We start from the raw sequence: 17213 nt of genomic DNA, 5'->3' as shown, positions 1-17213 counted from the left end.
ACTGTTATATCGTTGATGGAACAGTTTTAGTTGTTATTTCTCTTCCTCATCACGCAAAAAAATCTGCTGCAAGTCATTCAAAAACATACGCCCACGTTCTGTTGGTGCGATAGTTTGATGATCGCGCGTCAGCAATCCCTTGCGTTCGGCTTCGGACAACTCTTTTTCAATGCTGTTGATCAATAACCCGGTCCGCTCCTGAAACAAATTGACTGCAAAACCTTGATTCAATCGCAGCGCGTTTAACATAAACTCAAATGGTAAATCATGTGCTGCGATTTCGTTGGACTCTTGCACTGCATTGCCTGCAAGTGCCGCATCCATAAACGCTTTTGGCTGTTTATATCGCGCCTGCCGGACGATCCGATGCGGGAACGATAATTTAGAATGCGCACCAGCACCGATACCCAAATAATCACCAAAATTCCAGTAATTCTGGTTGTGTCGCGACTCATGTCCTTGGCGGGCATAGGCTGACACTTCGTAGTTCCGGTAGCCCTCGCCGGCCATTTTTTCATGAATGAGATCCTGCATTTCGGCACTCAAATCATCATCAGGAATGGCAGGCGGAAATTTTGCGAAATAGGTATTAGGTTCCAGCGTCAGGTGGTACAAGGACAAATGCGGTGGCGCAAACGATAAAGCGGTCTCAACATCTGTCTTGACCTGTGCTAATGACTGCCCAGGCAATGCAAACATAAGGTCGAGATTAAAATTATCGAAGTGCGTTTGTGCGATCTCAATCGCACGCCTTGCTTCATCGCCGTTATGAATCCGACCGAGCGAGGCCAAGTGCCCAGAATGAAAACTCTGAATACCGATGGATAAACGATTGATTCCACTCTGTCTGTAAGAGCGGAACTTTTCCATTTCAAAGGTACCGGGATTCGCTTCCATCGTGATTTCCGCTGCACCATCAATCGGCAACAACGTGCGAAGGTCTGACATCAAGCGATCCAGTCCCGCCGCTGACATCAGGCTAGGCGTCCCACCGCCAATAAAAATCGAGTAAATCTTTCTGCCCCAAATCATTGGCAATGCCGACTCCAGGTCAGCACGCAATGCACGAAGGTAGGCATCTTCATCGAAGCTACCTTTCACCTCATGGGAATTGAAATCGCAATATGGACACTTCCTCACACACCAAGGGAAATGCACATAGAGTGCCAATGGCGGTAATACCGTGAGGTTGAGTTTGCCCGGCGCGAGAAATTTACCGGCAACGTCCTGAGGAATGGTTGATAAATCAGGCGATGGTTTGCTGGGGGATGTCGCGTTGGCGTGAATAGAAACTGGTTTAATCGGAATCATTGCAACTTCTCAAACAACACACGTAATGCCTGTCCACGGTGGGACAATTGATTCTTTTCAGTCGCGTCTAATTCAGCGACCGTTTTCTGCAACGCAGGGATCAAAAAGTGCGGATCGTAACCAAAGCCATTTTCTCCACGCGGCTGGTCGATTATCTCTCCCTTCCAAACGCCATCAGCGATCACTGGCTGCGGATCATCCGCAGAGCGTACAAAAACGAGCACACAATAGTAATACGCAGACTTATCGCTGTGACTGGCAAGGGCTTCAACGAGTTTTTGGTTGTTACGTTGATCTGACTTCGGCTCACCAGCAAAACGGGCTGAGAGCACGCCCGGTGCCCCGTTGAGCGCATTGACGCAAATACCCGAATCATCAGCAAGTGCAGGTAAGCCAATCAATCTAGATGCGTGCCGTGCTTTGGTCAGTGCGTTCTCGATAAACGTATGAAAGGGCTCTTCCGCTTCAGGAACATCAAATTCAGCTTGTGCATGCAGGCTAATGGCTAGGGGCGCCAGAATTTGACGGAACTCTTTCAATTTACCCTGATTATTGGAGGCAAGAACGATTTTTTTTGTCATCATTTTCCTACTTAAACATCCAACAAACCAAGCACTTGCTTCTGCAGAGCGATGAGATCGTTGATCCCCTGCTCTGCCAAATCTAACAGTTGATTCATGGTTGCACGATCAAAGGCAACACCTTCTGCCGTGCCCTGAACTTCAACAAAGTGCCCTTCATCAGTCATAACTACGTTCATGTCTGTGTCGCAGGCAGAATCTTCTGGATAATCCAAGTCAAGCACTGGCAAGCCTTGGAAAACGCCAACCGAAATCGCCGCAACGAAATGCTTCACTGGCACTTTACTAATAACGCCCTTATTCACCAATTGGGAAAAAGCATCATACGCAGCAACCATGGCACCTGTGATCGCGGCAGTCCGGGTACCACCATCGGCTTGGATGACGTCGCAGTCAAGATGCAGCGTCCGCTCGCCAAATGCTTCTAAATCAAAGGCGGCGCGCAAAGAACGACCAATTAAACGTTGGATTTCTTGTGTGCGACCCGATTGTTTCCCTTTTGCGGCTTCACGATCCATGCGGGTATGCGTCGAACGTGGCAGCATGCCATATTCCGCCGTCAGCCACCCTTGTCCCTTACCCTTTAAAAACCCGGGCACCTTGTCTTCAATACTTGCCGTGCAAATCACCCGTGTGTCGCCAAACTCAATGAGTACAGAACCTTCAGCATGTTTTGTAAAGTGGCGACTAATAACCACGGGACGAAGAGAATCAGCGGTACGACCGCTCGGGCGCATAATAGTTGACATAAATTTAATTTTTAGAAGTAATACGGGATGACTTATGAATTGCGTTGCGGATTTCAGCAATCGCCTTTTCAATTTCTGCATCGTTAAAAATATCCTGTTCACCACTGTCTGCCACGGTATCAGCGTCGAGCGGTGCCTGGATTGTTGTCGTAATAGAGCCCACTGGCAAGGTGTTAGTCGTAATGATCGAGCCGTCTTCGAGGCGATCATCCCCTTCCCACATCATTGCCAACGCTGTTGTGTTATCACTTGTTTTACCGGCAATACTCACAGCAGAACGGATCAATTCTGGAATCGCCCTGACGATAGTGTGTTCGTGGAGTCGCTGGGCTAGCATATGGTCGGGTAACATCGACCAGAATCCATCAGAGCATAGCAAAATAATATCCCCAGGCTGCAACGCAGCGCGGCGCGACAACTCCACAATCGGAGAATTAGGAGCACCGAGACAATTAAACAGTTTATTACGATCAGGGTGGGTATGCCGTTCTGAAGGATCAACTTTGCCTTGCGCAATCAGTGTTTCAAGCCGCGAGTGATCTTTTGTACGTAATAAAATTTGCCCTTGCCGCATCCAATAAAGACGCGAATCACCGCAATGGGCCCAATAGGCATACCCATTCTGGATCAAGCAGGCAACGATCGTTGTTCGGGGTGTCTCAGGTAAATTGTTAATGGTGCGATAACGATGAATTTCTTGGTGCGCAGCGAGAAAACTATCTTCAAGAAAACGCTCAGGACGCCCTACCGTCGGGTGTGCTTGTTGTTGAAATAACGAACCGATCGTCTGCATGGCGATCGCAGCAGCCATCTCGCCCATGATATGGCCACCCATACCATCTGCCAGCAATAGCAAAATAGCATCTCGGGTAAAACTATAACCCATGCGATCCTGGTTGATCTTACGACCACCAATATGACTCTCTTGATAAACGGAAAAACGCATGAACAGTGTAACTTCTTTGAATTGATAAATATGGCGATGAAATCATTGCAAGCGATCAGAACATCATCTCGCTGCCTTCGTCTCCACTCTCGTTATTCAGGGCTATAGTTTAGCCCACTGTATTTTCTTGTATCGTCGTATTATCAGCAGACTGCCGATCACTTTTCTTTGAGAACAGATTCGTGATCTTTAACTTCGCTTTTTCTAACACACTCAATTCTGGCTGCGGCTGCACTTTCGTTGCCAACGCTTTCTGTAGCGCAAACACACTCTGTGGCCGCTCCAGAGGATCTAACTTTAAACACCACCGGACGACGTCAATCAGCTCCGCGGAGTACATCCCCTCAAGCTTTCTGTAATGCGATTCCATCTTGTCGTTCACCCGACGTTGATCGGAAGGCTGCGGTGGAGCTCCAATCATACACGCAAAAATCGAGGCACCAATGCTATAGATATCGGTCCATGGTCCGAGATTGCCGTTTTTCTGATACAACTCAGGCGCAGCGAATCCAGGCGTATACATTGGATAAAGTTTTGGTATGTCCGTCTTGAGCGTCTGCCGCGCAGCACCAAAATCGAGCAGAATGGGCGTCCCATCGAGACGGAGATAAATATTGGCGGGCTTCAAGTCTAAATGAAGCAGCTTGTTGGTATGCACCTCACGCAAGCCATTCATGACCTGATTAAACATACGTCGGATAAAACGCTCGGAAACGAGCGGCTTTTCGCCCTTATCGCGACGTCTTAAAATATGCTCTTGTAGTGATCGCCCAGATTCATAGGCCATCACCATGTAAACGGTCTCGTTGGCGCGAAAAAAATTGACAACGCTGACAACGTTTGGATGCGAAATCCTGGCTAACGCCCGTCCCTCTTCAAAAAAACACTTTAATCCGATACGATAAATCGGCAAATTTTCGCTTGAGATAGCAGGAACCAGCTCTCCTTGCTGGCGCAAAGCCAGAGAGCTTGGCAAATATTCTTTAATCGCAACAGCATTTCCATCTTCATCTGAAGCAAGATAGACAATACTAAAGCCACCGGACGCAATTTTCTTTACAATGCGATATCCAGCGATCTCCAAGCCATCTGGCAAAGGAGCATTATTTTGTGCAGCCATTGATCTTCCAATCCTTTATACAGAAGTGATTGTGTTGATAATTGTGGTATTTGTAAAGAATATCCTGCTTTGCATCAACTAATTTAGTGCCTTTGGCCCAAAGACAATACGACGCATTACCTTAAAAGGATTTACCTTGAGTATTTACAGCATGACTGGTTATGCAACCAGCACCCTCGAAACAGAGTCAGGCACATTAACGATTGAGATCAAGAGCGTCAATTCACGCTTTCTGGATTTACAATTTCGCATCAACGACGATTTTCGCTCCGTGGAATCGCTGTTCCGCGATGCGATCTCTCGTCGCGTTGTCCGAGGCAAGGTCGAGTGTCGTTTTAGTTTTGGAAAAAAAACAACTGAAACAAATACAAAAGCACTCAATGCCAAACTGCTGGATCAACTTGCTTTATTTCAAACACAAGTCCACGAAAAATTCCCGACGGCCAGCCCTCTGACGACTAGCGATGTACTCTGCTGGCCTGGCATCATCGAAGAAGCCGAAATCAACGCCGATAATTTGCAAAATAGCATCACAAGCACGATTAATACAACGCTGGATGCATTTATCGTCAGCCGCGAGCGTGAAGGTGCTGCATTGGCGCAAGTGCTACTGCAATGCGTCGATGCGATGGATGTGATTGTCGAAAAAATCAAACCACTGCTGCCCCAAGTGCTGCAACAATTTCAGCAAAAAGCCATCACTCGCCTTGAAGAAGCGCTAGGATTGACCTCTGCTACTACCAACAATACCGCCACACAGACCATCACCCGCGAAGAAGCGCTGGATCGCATTCGCCAAGAGGTCACCGTCTACGGCATTCGCATCGACGTTGCGGAAGAACTTGCCCGCTTGTCCGCGCACCTGACCGAGACGCGACATATCATCAAAAAAGGCGGCCAAGTTGGCAAGCGTCTTGATTTTATGATGCAAGAGTTAAATCGCGAAGCCAACACCTTGGGCTCTAAAGCAGCATTAAAAGAACTCGCCGATGCGTCGATGGAATTGAAATTGTTGATCGAACAAATGCGGGAGCAAGTGCAAAACCTTGAATAAGGTCAGACATTTGCTTATACTCCCGCGATATTTTTTTCAGATGGCAAGTTGAAAATTGGGTAGGTTTCCGATTTGCCTCTGACGCACACGCATTCACTCACTTCATAAAGGCCAGATAATGAACCCAATTACTTCTACTGCAGGTAGTCTCTTCATTGTCGCCGCACCATCTGGGGCCGGCAAGTCCACCCTCGTGAATGCCTTGTTGGCCCAAGAGCCACAGATCAAACTCTCGATTTCGTTCACCACCCGCGCTCCTCGTCCGGGCGAAGAAAACGGTCGGGAATACCATTTCACGACACCAGAAGACTTTTTGAAACGAAAAGCACAAGGTGAGTTTTTAGAGTCTGCCGAGGTACACGGCAATTACTATGGCACATCGCGTATTCTGATCGAGCAACAAATGCTCGCAGGTACCGATGTATTGCTAGAAATCGACTGGCAAGGCGCGCAGCAAGTGCGCAAACAGTTTCCAGGTGCCGTTGGCATCTTTATTCTGCCACCATCGATTCCTGCACTTGAAGAACGATTAAAAAAACGCGGTCAAGACGAGCCCCATATTATTACTCGACGTATTTTGGCCGCTGGTGGCGAAATGGCGCACTCTCCAGAGTTCGAGTATGTTATTATTAACCAAGACTTTGCAAACGCGCTGGCAGAACTCAACGCCATCGTAAAAGCAACACGCTGCAGATTTACGCAGCAGGCAACACGCAATAGCGAACTGTTTGCCCAGCTTGGCATCCATGCCAACCCCAATTAATTCAACGTATTACCGTATTTAGGAAAAAACATGGCACGTATTACCATTGAAGATGCATTAAAGCAAATCCCTAACCGTTTTCAGTTAACATTGTGTGCAACTTACCGTGCACGTCAGTTGCTGCAAGGCCATACACCAAAAGTTGAATCAAAAGACAAACCAACCGTGACCGCTTTGCGCGAAATCGCTCAAGGTAAAATCGGTGTTGAAATGTTGAAAAAAGTGCCAGTGTAATAGCATTGCGACCGAAGCATCACCTATATCGGCCGGGAGTAGCAGAATGAGCGTTACGGAAACTATTCCAACTCTAAAAGACCACCCGGCTGAACTTCCTACAAGCCCGACTGTTGCTGCGCCCGAAAAGCAAAGCAATGAGCCACTCAAAGCAGCGCAAAAGAAACACCCGATTATTTCCGGTGAAACACCGACTGCGCGCATCAAACCTCCAACAATTGGCGTTGCATCGACAACAGGCCTCAGTGCACGCTTGGCGGAGTACATGTCGGCCAGCGATCTCAAATTGGTCAAAGAGGCTTATCGGTTTTCAGATGAAATGCATCTGGGCCAAGTACGCAAATCAGGCGAGCCTTACATTTCACACCCCATCGCTGTCGCTGAAATATGCGCTGATTGGAAGCTCGATGTGCAAGCCATCATGGCTGCACTTTTGCACGACGTCATGGAAGATCAGGACGTAAAAAAAGAAGAACTGATCGAACGTTTTGGTGCGCCAGTGGCAACGCTCGTCGATGGTCTGTCCAAATTAGAAAAGATTGAATTCCAAAGCCAGATTGAGGCACAGGCGGAGAATTTCCGCAAAATGCTGCTGGCAATGGCGCGCGATGTCCGTGTCATTCTCGTGAAGCTCGCTGATCGCTTGCACAATATGCGTACGCTGGGCGTGATGTCCCCCGAGAAAAAACGTCGAATTTCCCGCGAAACGATGGATGTCTATGTGCCGATTGCACATCGATTAGGCCTCAATAATATCTATCGCGAACTGCAAGATCTCGCTTTTTCTCATTTGTACCCGATGCGCTACCGCACTTTATCTAAAGCGGTCAAAGCAGCACGCGGCAATCGCCGCGAAGTGGTCAATAAAATTCTTGAAGCAGTCAAAGAGACGCTCAAGCAAGCTGGAATCAAAGCAGAAGTCTACGGTCGTGAAAAGACCTTGTATGGCATTTACCGCAAAATGCACGACAAACACCTGAGCTTTTCTCAAGTGTTGGACGTGTACGGGTTCCGGGTGGTTGTTGATGACTTCCGTGAGAGCTATTATGCCTTGGGCTCCTTGCACGCCCTTTTCAAGCCGATGCCCGGCAAGTTTAAAGATTACATTGCCATTCCAAAAACCAATGGGTACCAGTCCCTGCACACCACATTGATTGGCCCTTATGGAACACCGGTTGAATTTCAAATCCGCACACAGGAAATGCACCGCGTTGCCGAATCTGGCGTGGCGGCGCATTGGCTGTACAAAAACGAAGAAGGTAGCCTGACTGATTTGCAGCAGCGTACTCACGCGTGGTTGCAATCTCTCTTAGACATCCAAAAGCAAACCGGTGACTCCGCAGAATTCCTAGAGCACGTCAAAGTCGATTTATTCCCGGACTCTGTATACGTCTTCACGCCAAAATCGAAAATTATCGCGTTGCCGCGTGGTGCAACAGCACTCGATTTTGCGTATAGCATTCATACAGATATTGGCGACCAAGCGATTGCCACCAGAATCAATCACGAGCCCGTGCCTTTGCGGTCTGAATTAAAAAATGGCGACATCGTTGAGATCGTGACGTCACCTAATTCTCGTCCGACGCCGAATTGGTTGACCTATGTCCGTACAGGAAAAGCTCGCTCTGCGATTCGGCATTACCTGCGCACCATCAACCTCAACGAATCCACAGAACTCGGAAAACAGTTATTGGCGCAAGCATTGGTGGCTGTCAACCTCAATCCCGAGTTGCCCTTGCCCCTCATTGATAAGTTACTCAATGAGTCCACTGCAAAAACAATGGAAGAGATTTATACCGACATCGGTATCGGCAAGCGCATGGCACCGTTGGTCGCACGACATATTCTCGATCTGGTGGAAGATGACTCGTCGTCGATTCCATTTCAGCAGTTCGGCGACAAGCATCAATACAAACCAGATCCTGTCATTATTTACGGTAGTGAAGGCTTGTCAGTCCAACTTGCCCCTTGCTGTTTGCCGATTCCGGGCGATGGTATCGTTGGCCAGTTAAAACGTGACCAAGGTCTCGTTGTACATACCGATGATTGCGAACATGCAAAGCGTCTCCACATCAAAGAACCAGATCGCTGGATTGACGTGACGTGGGGCGATGAGGTTAATCGCAGTTTTGATACTCGTATCGAAGTAACAGTCACGAACGAGCGTGGCGCGTTGGCACGTATCGCCGCAGAAATCGGCGAGTCAGAAGCCAATATCTCCCATGTCAATATGGAAGATGGGGACGCCAATGACATGACGCACATTCATTTCACGATCCAGGTCGAAGACCGAGCGCACCTTGCAAGAATCATGCGGAATATTAAACACCTCAATGGCGTTAACCGCATCGCACGAGAACGCGGATAATTTTCCCCCTTGGGGGTGGCCTCATTGAATCGCTGATCAATAAAAAAAGGAGAGTCAAACTCTCCTTTTTATTTGCCTGATTGCGGCGCGACTATGAATTACAATGCCTCACCCCATAAGTCATGGGCGTCTGCTGCGGTAATTTTCACGTCAACAAATTCACCGACTTTTAACTTACGGTGTGGCTCAAAAGGTGGCTTCACATAGACAACACCATCAATCTCAGGGGCATCCGCAGAGCTACGGCCAACACCGCCACTACGATCAAGGCTATCAATCAACACACGCACTGTCTTACCTACTTTGGCTTGCAAGCGCTGCTTTGAAATTCCTTCCTGCAATTCCATCACGCGGCGGCGACGATCTTCCCTAACGTCATCAGGCAACTGCCCTTCGATCTCATTTGCCGTCGCGCCTTCAACCGGTGAGTAAGCAAAACATCCCAAACGATCGATTTGCGCTTCTTTTAAAAAGTCGAGCATGTACTCAAACTCTTCTTCTGTCTCTCCTGGGAAGCCGGCGATAAACGTAGAGCGGATGGTAATTTCAGGGCACATTTCGCGCCACGCTTTAATCCGCTCAATGTTCTTCTCACCACTTGCTGGACGTTTCATCCGCTTGAGCACGTCTGGATGGGCGTGTTGAAGCGGCACATCGAGGTAAGGCAGGACATGTCCATTGTTCATGAACGGAATAATCTGATCGACGTGTGGGTAAGGGTAAACGTAGTGCAAACGTACCCAAGCGTCATACTGCTTCGCCAATTCACCGAGCGCCTCAACCAACTGCGTCATGTGCGTTTTAACTGGCTTACCATTCCAAAAGCCTGTGCGGAATTTCACATCAACGCCATATGCACTGGTATCCTGAGAGATCACCAATAACTCTTTTACCCCTGCTTTGAACAGATTTTCTGCTTCTAGCATGACATCAGCAATCGGACGTGAGACCAAATCACCGCGCATCGACGGGATAATGCAAAAACTACAACGATGGTTGCAACCTTCGGATATTTTTAAATACGCATAATGCTTCGGCGTGAGTTTGACACCCTGCGCTGGCACCAGATCAATAAATGGCTCATGGGGCTTTGGCAGATGTTTATGCACAGCAGCCATCACTTCACCCACGGCGTGCGGACCGGTCACTTCTAGCACCTTCGGGTGAATGGACTGAATCATGTCCTTACCTTCGGCATCTTTTTTGGCACCCAAACATCCTGTTACGATGACTTTGCCGTTTTCTGCGAGCGCCTCACCAATGGCATCGAGGGATTCCTGCACCGCTGCATCAATAAAACCACATGTGTTGACGATCACCAAATCCGCGCCGTCGTAGGATTTAGCAGTGTCATACCCTTCTGCGCGTAACTGCGTCAAAATTTGTTCAGAATCAACTAAAGCCTTAGGGCAACCGAGGGAGACAAATCCCACTTTGGGTGATGCGGCAGTTTCTTGGCGGCGAATTTCAGTAATAGACATAGAGGGTGCGTAAAAACAAAAAGGTACAAAAGCGAAGCCGCTATTGTACCCTTTGACAAGCTGACTTGCTTCAGCTTCAGTGAAATTTCCTGAAAAATCAGCAGCTTAACTCGATTAATTGTTTATTTATAATTATTTTTTATTGACGTCTTCTGGATTGAATGGGAACACGTTAAAAATATTTTTTGCTTGACTCTGCATTTGCTCCTGCATCTGCACAAACAAATTCTTACTCTGTTCGATGTAATTACCCATCATTCCTTGCATCATTGGCCCTTGGACGTTCATAAACTGCGTCCACATTTCAGGACTGAAAGGCTTGCCTTCGTAGATCCCTTTAGAATTCTCAGCCAGCTTATTCTGAATATCGATAAACGCTTGGACGTTCTTTTCGAGATAATTACCCATCATGCCTTGCATTGCATGACCGTAATAGCGAATGATCTGCGACAGGACGACGCTTGAGAACATGGGTGTACCACCCGCCTCTTCCTCGAGAATGATTTGCAGCAGGATGCTGCGTGTCAAGTCCTCACCGGTTTTAGCATCAATGACCGCAAAGTCGTCATTGTCGAGCACAAACTGCTTTACATCGACCAGTGTAATGTAGCTGCTGGTTTGTGTGTCATACAAGCGGCGGTTTGGATATTTTTTGATCAAATGCTGCGTGGTTTTTTTTGCGCTATTCATTGAAATCTCAATTGATAACTTCGACATCTTGCCTAGCCATATTACAGACAATGGTCAAAGCACAGACTCACTCAAGCAAACGTGGTGTTCAAATTACTTTAAACACCGAATTTGTTTGTCCCCTTTTTTTGGATTGCGTTGTTTTTTGTAACCGCAATTTTATCGTTCACTAAGATGTTCGACATCCTAGTGAACTCATTTTACTGCATTGCAGAAAAAAATCATCAAAACATCACAATTAAGCGGAGCCAAACTTACTTAATTGCAATGTTCAGTCGCAAAATACGGACAATCAGAAGACAAAGAACAGAGGTCATGAAGACCTCCACGCCATTAACCCATGTGCAAACCGCCGTTAATTGAGAAATCAGAGCCCGTTGCGTAACCACCTTCGTCAGACGCGATCCAAGCAACGATCGAAGCGATTTCCTCTGGTTCTGCGAGACGCTTCACAGGAATACCACTCACGATTTTTTCCAGTACGTCTGGGCGAATCGCTTTCACCATATCTGTACCGACATAACCTGGTGACACGGTATTGACAGTGACGCCTTTTGTCGCAACTTCCTGCGCTAATGCCATACTAAATCCATGAATACCAGCCTTCGCAGTCGAATAGTTCGTCTGACCGAACTGTCCTTTTTGACCGTTCACGGAAGAAATATTAATGATACGTCCCCAACCACGGTCGACCATGCCCTCGATAACTTGCTTGGTCACGTTAAACAAGGAATTCAGATTGGTGTCCATCACAGCATCCCAATCCGCTTTACTCATTTTACGGAACTGACCATCACGGGTGATACCTGCATTGTTGACTAACACATCAATTTCACCGATTTCTGCTTTCACTTTATCAAAGGCAGCTTTCGTTGATTCCCAGTCAGACACGTTACCTTCGGAAGCATGGATATCAAGACCTTCCGCACGCATGTCCGCCAGCCATTTATCTTTACGGGTTGAATTTGGGCCACATCCAGCAACAACTGTGTAGCCATCTTTGCACAAACGTCTGCAAATTGGAGTTCCGATTCCACCCATGCCGCCAGTTACATACGCAATACGCTTCGCCATACTGTTTCTCCTGTTTTTAATATAAAACCCAAAACAACAACGTTTAATCCGCTCTTACCTTGACGTAACGACCCGGCGCCGCCTCAGTAGGAACAAAATCTTTATTACCTGCAGTCGTTGGCGCTTTCACCATGCGACCACCATGCTCCGCCAAAAATTCGGCCCAGACAGGCCACCAGCTTCCCGGCGTCTCGGTGGCACCAGAAAACCAGTTCTCGGCATCTTTACCAACGGCAGCAGGATTGGTCCAATAGCTTCGTTTTTTCTTTGCAGGTGGATTAACGACACCAGCAATATGCCCAGAAGCCCCTAAAACGAAGGTGTTTTTGTTTTTACCTTGTGGATTGAGCAGCTTTGTTGACGCGAACGCTGCCTGCCACGGCACAATATGATCCTCACGTGAGCCATAGACAAATACGGGTGCATCGATTTTGCCGAGATCGACTTTATTTCCTGCCACCGTTAATGCACCAGGTTCTTTGAGTTTATTTTCGAGATAGGTATTACGTAAGTACCAGCAAAACATCGGACCAGGTAAATTGGTGCTATCTGCGTTCCAATATAAAAGGTCAAACGGCGGTGGTGCCTCGCCCTTCAAGTAATTCGACTGCACATAGTTCCACACGAGATCGTTGGCACGGAGACTAGAAAAAGTACTTGCCAAATCTCGGCCAGGTAGCAAACCGCCACTACCGATTGTCTTCTCGCGCATGGACACTTGCATCTCATCAACGAACACATCTAACACACCCGTGTTCGAGAAATCGAGTAACGCGGTTAATAGCGTGAGGCTACTCACTGGATGAATGCCTCGCTCAGCAAGAACGGCAAGTGCGGTGGAGATAATAGTCCCACCAACGCAAAAGCCGAATGCGTTGACCTTGTCTTGCTTGCTGATGGCACGCGCCACCTCAAGGGCTTTTATTGCACCTTGCTCAACGTAATCGTCCCACGTCACATCTCCCATACTCGCATCTGGGTTCGCCCAAGAAACGAGGAACACGGTATGCCCCTGCTCAACGGCATATCGCACGACAGAGTTTTCTGGTTGTAAATCGAGGATGTAAAATTTATTGATGCACGGCGGAACCATCAACAACGGACGTTGGTGAACGGTTTTGGTCAGTGGCGTGTATTGAATCAGTTGAAATAAACGGTTTTCAAAGACCACAACACCTTCGGTCGTCGCTACGTTTTTACCGACCTCAAACGCCGTTTCGTCTGTTTGACTGATACGCCCTTTTTGCATATCAGCAAGCATCTGCGTAATGCCCTTTGCAAGACTTTCGCCTTTTGTTTCGATGAGTTTGGATTGCGCTTCTGGATTCGTCACCAAAAAGTTGGCTGGCGACAAGGCGTCGATCATTTGCTGCACCGCAAAACTAATCTTTTGTTTTATTTTTGCTGGTGCCTCAACAGACTCTGCCAAAGACATCAAAAACCGCGCATTGAGCAAATAACTTGCCGCGCTGTATGAATGCATCGCGTGGTTATGCCAGTCGCCCGATGAAAAACGCTTATCTTTGAGTTCAGGTAACTTCGATACCGCAAAGTCTTGCCAAAGCTGACCAAATTCACGAATGTAGTCAGTCTGCAATTGCGTCAATACCGTCGGATTGATTGTTGCACCAGCCTCCCTCAAAACATCAAGGACCGGCAATTCTGCAACAGAAGTGGCAGGCTTCATCCAATCCTGCCAAGGGGTGTGATTCACTAGCTGTGACATCCATTCGGAGTACATAGCTTGAGGATCAAAAGTCTTCATGCGTGCCTCCTGATTTTCGCGTAACGTTTCGGATTAATTTTTAGCTTTCATGCTTTAAAATGACGGAAACTTCGATTACTTCCAACTATCTTTTATGTACATTGTTGCTATTGCATGGGTCTACGTCGTACTGCTGATGGCCATCACGGAAACATCCATCGTCGCAGGGGTAATGACTTTCGTCTTCTACTGTGTTTTCCCACTCACGATACTTTTATACCTGATGCGCGCCGCACAGCGCAAGCGGCAACGCGCTGAAAATTTAGCTGCACTGCAAAAAAACAAATGAATGATAGTTCTGCTACACAAAAAATTATGAGATTGCCGGTTTAGGCAGTCGGTTCAATCCAGATCAGACTGGCCATCCTGCCAGTCTCTTTGTCCCTGCGATACGAATAAAATTTCTGCGCATCACTCACTGTGCAATATTCCCCACCAACAACATTCACCACCCCCACTTTACTTAACGCAAGACGAGCAAGTTGGTAGATGTCAGCGACATATTTTTGTTGCAAACCGTTCACATCATTTGATGATATTTTAACAAAAAAACGCGCCGCCTCACCGTCTTGTGCGGTGAAAACATCATAAACATCTTGACCCACCTCAAACTTTTGCGGACCAATCGCTGCGCCCATCCATGCAGAAATATTTTGCGCACCGCGCGACCGCATTTCGTTGACGGTATTTTCTAGGATACCTGCTGCCAAGCCGCGCCAGCCGGCATGGGCCGCGCCGACGACACGCCCCTCAGCATCACTGAAAAGCACCGGCAAACAATCCGCTGTCAGCACTGCACAAACCACGCCCGGCATCGAAGTAACCACCGCATCAGCGCAAACACCTGGACGTAATTGCGTGCCATCAACGACAAGAGTGCCATGAACTTGTGATAAGAATATGACATCAGAAGGTAATAACGCATTCACCCTCTGGCGATTTGCCTCCACGGCAAGAGGATCATCACCGACATGATCCCCTAGATTCAATCCATTCAGCCCTGCCGGACCACCATACACACCGGTACTGACGCCACCTGAGCGCAAGGTCGCAAAGGCTTTAACTTGGCTTGACAACCCTTGCCAATCTGGTTGCAACACGGCGATTGGCGCAGGAGGATTCATGTTCATCATGGCAATGAAATACCAGATTGTGCGATCAACGCCTGAAAATCAGCGGCAACCGGGACTTCCCACTCGACATGCTCGCCAGTCTCAGGGTGGATTAAGCCGAGCTTACGTGCTTGCAATGCCTGACGCGGGAAGAACCGTGCTAGATGTTGCTTTCCGTACAAAGGATCGCCAACCAGCGGAAAGCCGAGTGATAGCATATGAACACGAATCTGATGTGTCCGACCGGTTTCCAACTGACACGCGACAAGGCTATTCGGAAATTTTTCTAACATCCCCGTCGCAATGCGCTGAAAATGCGTCACGGCTGGCTTTGCTAACACACTGCGTGACACCGCCATTTTGATCCGGTCCCGCGGGTGGCGGGCCATTGGCGCATCGACCGTGCCGGATACATTTGGCGTGCCCCACACCAAGGCATAGTATTCGCGCTTAACACTACGATCTTGCAGTTGTCTAACGAGGTCGGTGTGCGCGACTAATGTTTTTGCCACGACCATCAGGCCAGACGTGTCTTTATCTAATCGGTGCACAATCCCGGCACGAGGCACTCCCATGAGATGAGGCCAACGGAACAATAAGGCATTGAGCAACGTCCCAGTCCAGTTGCCAGCCGCGGGATGCACAACCATACCGGCTGGTTTATTGATGACGATCAGTGAGTCGTCCTCGTAGACGACGTCGAGCGCGATGTCTTCCGGTTCATAAGCGCCCTCATCTGGGGCGGCCTGAGGAACGATAACGATTTTTTCATCCCCAAGCATGGTCATTTTTCCACGCCCCGGTACACCATCCACAGTGACGAAACCGTTTTCTATCCATTGCTGGATACGACTTCTCGAATATTGGGGAACCAGTTTAGAGATTGTCTTGTCTAAACGTTCACCACACGCAGCGGAAGTCAGTTTTAATTCGATATGATCGACGTCAGAAACATACTCTTCATCGATATCTCCATCCTCGTTCACTACTTCTGCTTCTGTGTCAAGGTCAGAATCTGACAAAATCACTGTTGTAGTTGGTTTCACATTTTTTGTCATCGGCTATAATCCGTAAATTGTTTTCATGCTTACGCACACATTTATGCACATTAAATCTTTGAAATTGCTGGTCTTGGCTCTGGCCGCGTCGCTTACATTGGGCGGCTGCGGTGTTTTTGGTGACAAAGCTGATGAGACCAAAACATGGTCAGCATCAAAATTATACGCTGAAGCAAAAGACGAACTCTCTAATGGCGGCTACGAAAAAGCGGTCCAGTACTACGAAAAATTGGAATCACGCTTTCCTTTTGGTACCTACGCGCAGCAAGCGCAAATGGACACTGCTTACGCTTACTACAAACAAGGCGACCAGGCGCAGGCACTGGCTGCGGTTGAACGTTTTATCAAGCTGCACCCAAATCATCCCAACGTTGACTACATGTACTACTTGCGTGGATTGATTAATTTCAATGATCAGCTTGGCATCTTGAATTTCATTGCACGCCAAGACATCACTGAACGCGATCCAAAGGCATCACGAGACTCATTCGACGCCTTCAAACAGTTAGTAACGCAGTTCCCAGACAGTAAGTATACGCCGGATGCGTTAGCACGCATGAAATACCTGGTCAATGCACTGGCTCAATACGACGTTCACGTCGCCCGCTATTATATGCGCCGCGGGGCCTATCTGGCAGCTGCAAATCGTGCTCAATCGTCAATCAAGGAATATCCTGACGCACCAGCAAACGAAGAAGCGCTGTTTATTCTCGTTAAAGCCTACAATGCGATGGGCATGACAGACCTTCGCGACGATGCCAACCGCGTCTTAGTCAAAAATTTCCCGAACAGCAGCTTTGTGACAGGAATTGAAAAAAACAAAAGCGCTTGGTGGAAAATCTGGTAAATGAAGTGACGCCAACAAAGAAAAACCGATCAATTGATCGGTTTTTTATGTGCACGTTCA

The 17213-nt window shown here is 47.9% G+C and carries 16 protein-coding genes; 5 read left to right on the top strand and 11 right to left on the bottom strand.

Features of this window, described 5'->3' with window-relative positions; all coding sequences use genetic code 11:
* Positions 1–33: 33 nt before the first annotated feature.
* From hemW to ACO0K2_RS09220, 5 genes are all read right to left on the bottom strand, one after another.
* Positions 34–1311: a radical SAM family heme chaperone HemW gene (gene hemW / locus ACO0K2_RS09240; protein WP_423017976.1), complete on the bottom strand. Its 1278-nt coding sequence runs from the start codon at positions 1309–1311 to the stop codon at positions 34–36.
* The gene (gene rdgB, locus ACO0K2_RS09235) at positions 1308–1892 is read right to left on the bottom strand and encodes an RdgB/HAM1 family non-canonical purine NTP pyrophosphatase (protein WP_423018481.1); all 585 of its coding nucleotides are present in this window, start codon (positions 1890–1892) and stop codon (positions 1308–1310) included. The genes hemW and rdgB overlap by 4 nt, the downstream gene beginning before the upstream one ends.
* 11 nt (positions 1893–1903) lie before the next feature.
* A complete protein-coding gene (rph, locus tag ACO0K2_RS09230) occupies positions 1904–2641 on the bottom strand; it encodes a ribonuclease PH (protein ID WP_423017974.1) in 738 nt (245 codons plus the stop codon).
* A gap of 4 nt (positions 2642–2645) precedes the next feature.
* Positions 2646–3587: a PP2C family protein-serine/threonine phosphatase gene (locus ACO0K2_RS09225; RefSeq protein WP_423017973.1), complete on the bottom strand. Its 942-nt coding sequence runs from the start codon at positions 3585–3587 to the stop codon at positions 2646–2648.
* 109 nt (positions 3588–3696) lie between these two features.
* On the bottom strand, positions 3697–4707 hold the full coding sequence (locus tag ACO0K2_RS09220; protein ID WP_423017971.1) for a serine/threonine protein kinase: 1011 nt from the start codon (positions 4705–4707) through the stop codon (positions 3697–3699).
* Between the two features lie 136 nt (positions 4708–4843).
* On the opposite strand from ACO0K2_RS09220, the gene ACO0K2_RS09215 reads away from it, so the two are divergent.
* The 4 genes from ACO0K2_RS09215 (at position 4844) to ACO0K2_RS09200 (ending at position 9126) form a co-directional block, all read left to right on the top strand.
* A complete protein-coding gene (locus tag ACO0K2_RS09215) occupies positions 4844–5761 on the top strand; it encodes a YicC/YloC family endoribonuclease (protein ID WP_423017969.1) in 918 nt (305 codons plus the stop codon).
* Positions 5762–5879: 118 nt separating this feature from the next.
* A complete protein-coding gene (gene gmk / locus ACO0K2_RS09210; RefSeq protein WP_423017967.1) occupies positions 5880–6524 on the top strand; it encodes a guanylate kinase in 645 nt (214 codons plus the stop codon).
* A gap of 30 nt (positions 6525–6554) precedes the next feature.
* Positions 6555–6758 carry a DNA-directed RNA polymerase subunit omega gene (gene rpoZ, locus ACO0K2_RS09205; RefSeq protein WP_423017965.1) on the top strand — a complete coding sequence of 68 codons (204 nt, stop codon included), beginning with the start codon at positions 6555–6557 and terminating at the stop codon, positions 6756–6758.
* 265 nt (positions 6759–7023) lie between these two features.
* Positions 7024–9126, top strand: a complete 2103-nt coding sequence (locus ACO0K2_RS09200) for a RelA/SpoT family protein (protein WP_423018479.1) — start codon at positions 7024–7026, stop codon at positions 9124–9126.
* 98 nt (positions 9127–9224) lie between these two features.
* Here the strand turns inward: ACO0K2_RS09200 and rimO are convergent, their stop codons facing one another.
* The 6 genes from rimO to ACO0K2_RS09170 form a co-directional block, all read right to left on the bottom strand.
* Complete coding sequence (gene rimO, locus ACO0K2_RS09195) at positions 9225–10607, bottom strand: 30S ribosomal protein S12 methylthiotransferase RimO (protein WP_423017963.1); 1383 nt, start codon at positions 10605–10607, stop codon at positions 9225–9227.
* 132 nt (positions 10608–10739) lie between these two features.
* Positions 10740–11297 carry a polyhydroxyalkanoate synthesis repressor PhaR gene (gene phaR, locus ACO0K2_RS09190; protein ID WP_423017961.1) on the bottom strand — a complete coding sequence of 186 codons (558 nt, stop codon included), beginning with the start codon at positions 11295–11297 and terminating at the stop codon, positions 10740–10742.
* 333 nt (positions 11298–11630) lie between these two features.
* Entirely contained in the window at positions 11631–12371 is a 741-nt protein-coding gene (locus ACO0K2_RS09185) for a 3-ketoacyl-ACP reductase (protein WP_423017959.1), read from the bottom strand.
* A gap of 43 nt (positions 12372–12414) precedes the next feature.
* A complete protein-coding gene (gene phaC / locus ACO0K2_RS09180) occupies positions 12415–14136 on the bottom strand; it encodes a class I poly(R)-hydroxyalkanoic acid synthase (protein WP_423017957.1) in 1722 nt (573 codons plus the stop codon).
* A 329-nt stretch (positions 14137–14465) separates the two neighbouring features.
* Positions 14466–15260, bottom strand: coding sequence for a peptidoglycan editing factor PgeF (gene pgeF, locus ACO0K2_RS09175; protein ID WP_423017955.1), 795 nt, complete (start codon positions 15258–15260; stop codon positions 14466–14468).
* A 5-nt stretch (positions 15261–15265) separates the two neighbouring features.
* On the bottom strand, positions 15266–16306 hold the full coding sequence (locus ACO0K2_RS09170) for an RluA family pseudouridine synthase (protein ID WP_423017953.1): 1041 nt from the start codon (positions 16304–16306) through the stop codon (positions 15266–15268).
* Positions 16307–16349: 43 nt separating this feature from the next.
* Here ACO0K2_RS09170 and ACO0K2_RS09165 point away from each other — a divergent pair, with 43 nt between their 5' ends.
* A complete protein-coding gene (locus ACO0K2_RS09165; protein ID WP_423017951.1) occupies positions 16350–17153 on the top strand; it encodes an outer membrane protein assembly factor BamD in 804 nt (267 codons plus the stop codon).
* Positions 17154–17213: the final 60 nt, after the last annotated feature.

It is taken from the genome of Undibacterium sp. MH2W, assembly GCF_049340215.1.
In the GTDB taxonomy this organism is placed as follows: domain Bacteria; phylum Pseudomonadota; class Gammaproteobacteria; order Burkholderiales; family Burkholderiaceae_D; genus Undibacterium.
This window is presented reverse-complemented; position numbering and strand designations above follow the sequence as displayed.

What these genes read in the sequence shown, in the direction of transcription:
- ACO0K2_RS09225 (WP_423017973.1), bottom strand. Translation starts at nt 3,587, where the DNA reads ATGCGTTTTTCCGTTTATCAAGAGAGTCATATTGGTGGTCGTAAGATC.
- rimO (WP_423017963.1), bottom strand. Translation starts at nt 10,607, where the DNA reads ATGTCTATTACTGAAATTCGCCGCCAAGAAACTGCCGCATCACCCAAA.
- ACO0K2_RS09220 (WP_423017971.1), bottom strand. Translation starts at nt 4,707, where the DNA reads ATGGCTGCACAAAATAATGCTCCTTTGCCAGATGGCTTGGAGATCGCT.
- ACO0K2_RS09170 (WP_423017953.1), bottom strand. Translation starts at nt 16,306, where the DNA reads ATGACAAAAAATGTGAAACCAACTACAACAGTGATTTTGTCAGATTCT.
- rdgB (WP_423018481.1), bottom strand. Translation starts at nt 1,892, where the DNA reads ATGACAAAAAAAATCGTTCTTGCCTCCAATAATCAGGGTAAATTGAAA.
- phaR (WP_423017961.1), bottom strand. Translation starts at nt 11,297, where the DNA reads ATGAATAGCGCAAAAAAAACCACGCAGCATTTGATCAAAAAATATCCA.
- pgeF (WP_423017955.1), bottom strand. Translation starts at nt 15,260, where the DNA reads ATGAATCCTCCTGCGCCAATCGCCGTGTTGCAACCAGATTGGCAAGGG.
- gmk (WP_423017967.1), top strand. Translation starts at nt 5,880, where the DNA reads ATGAACCCAATTACTTCTACTGCAGGTAGTCTCTTCATTGTCGCCGCA.
- phaC (WP_423017957.1), bottom strand. Translation starts at nt 14,136, where the DNA reads ATGAAGACTTTTGATCCTCAAGCTATGTACTCCGAATGGATGTCACAG.
- ACO0K2_RS09200 (WP_423018479.1), top strand. Translation starts at nt 7,024, where the DNA reads ATGTCGGCCAGCGATCTCAAATTGGTCAAAGAGGCTTATCGGTTTTCA.
- hemW (WP_423017976.1), bottom strand. Translation starts at nt 1,311, where the DNA reads ATGATTCCGATTAAACCAGTTTCTATTCACGCCAACGCGACATCCCCC.
- ACO0K2_RS09165 (WP_423017951.1), top strand. Translation starts at nt 16,350, where the DNA reads ATGCACATTAAATCTTTGAAATTGCTGGTCTTGGCTCTGGCCGCGTCG.
- rph (WP_423017974.1), bottom strand. Translation starts at nt 2,641, where the DNA reads ATGTCAACTATTATGCGCCCGAGCGGTCGTACCGCTGATTCTCTTCGT.
- ACO0K2_RS09185 (WP_423017959.1), bottom strand. Translation starts at nt 12,371, where the DNA reads ATGGCGAAGCGTATTGCGTATGTAACTGGCGGCATGGGTGGAATCGGA.
- rpoZ (WP_423017965.1), top strand. Translation starts at nt 6,555, where the DNA reads ATGGCACGTATTACCATTGAAGATGCATTAAAGCAAATCCCTAACCGT.